The sequence below is a fragment of the Pseudochrobactrum sp. AO18b genome, assembly GCF_000409565.1.
Classification (GTDB): domain Bacteria; phylum Pseudomonadota; class Alphaproteobacteria; order Rhizobiales; family Rhizobiaceae; genus Pseudochrobactrum; species Pseudochrobactrum saccharolyticum.
Genome location: NZ_ANNO01000209.1, coordinates 1 through 2,631 on the forward strand (window position 1 = coordinate 1; position 2,631 = coordinate 2,631).

Consider the following 2,631-nt stretch of genomic DNA (forward strand, 5'->3'; position numbering starts at 1 on the left):
ACGGCGTGGTTCCACTTCGTCACCCATCAGGCGCGAGAACAGAGCATCGGCGCTGGTTGCATCGGTCACTTTTACCTGCAGCAGCGAGCGTGCATTCGGATCCAGCGTAGTTTCCCAAAGCTGCTCGGCATTCATTTCGCCAAGACCTTTATAGCGCTGCAGCGACAGACCTTTGCGACCGGTTGCAAAAACTGCTTCCAGAAGCTGAAGCGCACCGGAAATGGTTTCGCTCTTATCTTTGCGGCGCAGAACCGGCGGCGTGGAATAAACCTCATGCAGTCGTTCGCTGAAACGATCCAGCTGACGGGCATCGGCAGAACCAAGCAGCGCCATGTCGATAATTGCGGTATCTTTTACGCCGCGCAGCATGCGTTCAAAGCGGAAACCCTCTTCCGGTGAATAGGTGCCGCTCCAGCCACGTTCCATATCTTCGGCGATCATGTCGAGGCGTTTGGCAACCGCATCGGCCAGAGCCTGTGCTTTCGCCGGATCGTTGGACGCTTCCACATTCATCGCACCGGCAATCACAGCCTGTTCGATCACTGCACGGTCGTAGCGTGTATGCAGGCCGTTCAGCACTGTACGCAGATTGCGGGCATCATTGATGATCGACAGCAGATCGGCACTGGCACGAACTTCACCATTGCCAAGTTCCAGAGTTGCCTCTTCGAGACCGGTTTCAATGAGGAAGTCCTCAAAGGCAGCTTCGTTCTTGATATATTGCGAAGACTTGCCGCGTGTTACTTTGTAGAGCGGCGGCTGGGCAATATAGATATGACCGCGCTCAATCAGCTCAGGCATTTGACGGAAGAAGAATGTGAGCAGCAAGGTGCGGATGTGAGCGCCGTCGACGTCAGCATCCGTCATGATAATGATTTTGTGGTAGCGTAGCTTTTCCGGATTGAAACCGCTGGTCTCGTCCTTACCGATTGAGGTGCCGAGCGCAGTGATCAGCGTACCGATCTGGTCGGAGGAGAGCATACGGTCAAAACGGGCGCGTTCCACATTAAGGATCTTACCGCGCAGCGGCAGAATAGCCTGATTTTGACGCGAACGACCGCCCTTGGCAGAACCACCAGCCGAGTCACCCTCAACGATGAAGATTTCGGACTTGGCCGGATCGCGTTCCTGACAATCTGCCAGCTTGCCCGGCAGGGAGGTGATGTCGAGCGCACCTTTACGGCGTGTCAGATCGCGGGCTTTACGCGCCGCTTCACGCGCGGCAGCCGCTTCCACAACCTTGGACATCAGCACTTTGGCTTCACTTGGATGTTCTTCCAGCCATGTGGCCAGCGCTTCGTTAACGAGGCTTTCCACGACGGGGCGAACTTCCGAAGACACCAGCTTGTCTTTGGTCTGGGATGAGAATTTCGGATCCGGCACTTTTACCGAGAGCACTGCTGTCAGACCTTCACGGCAGTCATCACCGGTCAGATTGACTTTCTCTTTCTTGGCAATGCCGGAGCTTTCCGCATAGCCGGTCATCTGACGGGTCAGCGCACCGCGGAAGCCAGCCAGATGCGTACCACCGTCACGCTGCGGAATGTTATTGGTGAAGCACAGCACGCGCTCATGATAGGTGTCGTTCCACCACATGGCGACCTCAACGGTCATGCCGTCTTTTTCGCTGATAATATAGATCGGATTTTCAAGCAGTGCTTTTTTGGACTGGTCGAGATATTTGACAAATTCCTGCAGACCACCGTCATAATGCAGAACCTGCTCAATCACATCCGCATGGCGCTTATCAGCCAGTTTGATGCGCACGCCTGAATTCAGGAATGCCAGTTCACGTAGACGGCGTTCCAGCGTTTCATAGCTGAATTCAACCATGGTGAAAGTGTCCGGCGACGGCAGGAAGCTGACTTCCGTACCGGTTTCATCGCCCGCATTACCGGTTTCCACCAGCGGTGCATCAGCCACACCATGGGTAAAGCTCATTTCATGAATTTTACCGGCGCGACGGATTTTAAGCTTCAGCCAGATGGAAAGCGCGTTCACCACGGAAACGCCCACGCCGTGCAGACCACCGGAAACCTTATAGGAGTTCTGGTCGAATTTACCGCCTGCGTGCAGCTGGGTCATGATAACCTCAGCGGCAGACACGCCTTCTTCTTTATGGATATCGGTCGGAATACCGCGGCCGTTATCGGTTACAGTGCAGGAACCGTCGGCATTCAGTGTCACGGTAACCAGTGTCGCATGACCGGCAAGCGCCTCGTCAATCGCGTTATCCACCACCTCGTAAACCATGTGATGCAGGCCGGAGCCGTCATCCGTATCACCGATATACATGCCCGGGCGCTTGCGCACCGCATCAAGCCCTTTCAGAACGCGGATGGAATCCGCGCCATATTCAGGATTAGTCGCATTGATATCTGCGGAAAGGTTCTCGCCTTGAGGATTTTCAGTGGTCTCGCTCATGAAAGACTTTCGTTAGCGTTGCCGTAAGGCTTATGCCGTCCGGTAAAAAATTTGGCTGATTATAGATTCCGGCTTACCGGAACGGGCCGGAAAGTGCTGAAACGAATCAGGCTGAAATGGTCTCTTTAATATAGTCGCTGAGAGCCGATTTACCAAATTTTAGCGCTGAAAAACGGCATAATTACCAGTTTTTATGTAATAAACCGC

General features: G+C 54.0%; 1 protein-coding gene. It reads right to left on the reverse strand.

Going from position 1 to position 2,631, the window contains the following annotated elements; genetic code table 11:
• Positions 1–2,424, reverse strand: a 2,424-nt coding sequence (gene gyrB / locus A918_RS0108575) for a DNA topoisomerase (ATP-hydrolyzing) subunit B (protein ID WP_022710668.1), incomplete at its 3' end; no start/stop codon positions are given.
• Positions 2,425–2,631: the final 207 nt, after the last annotated feature.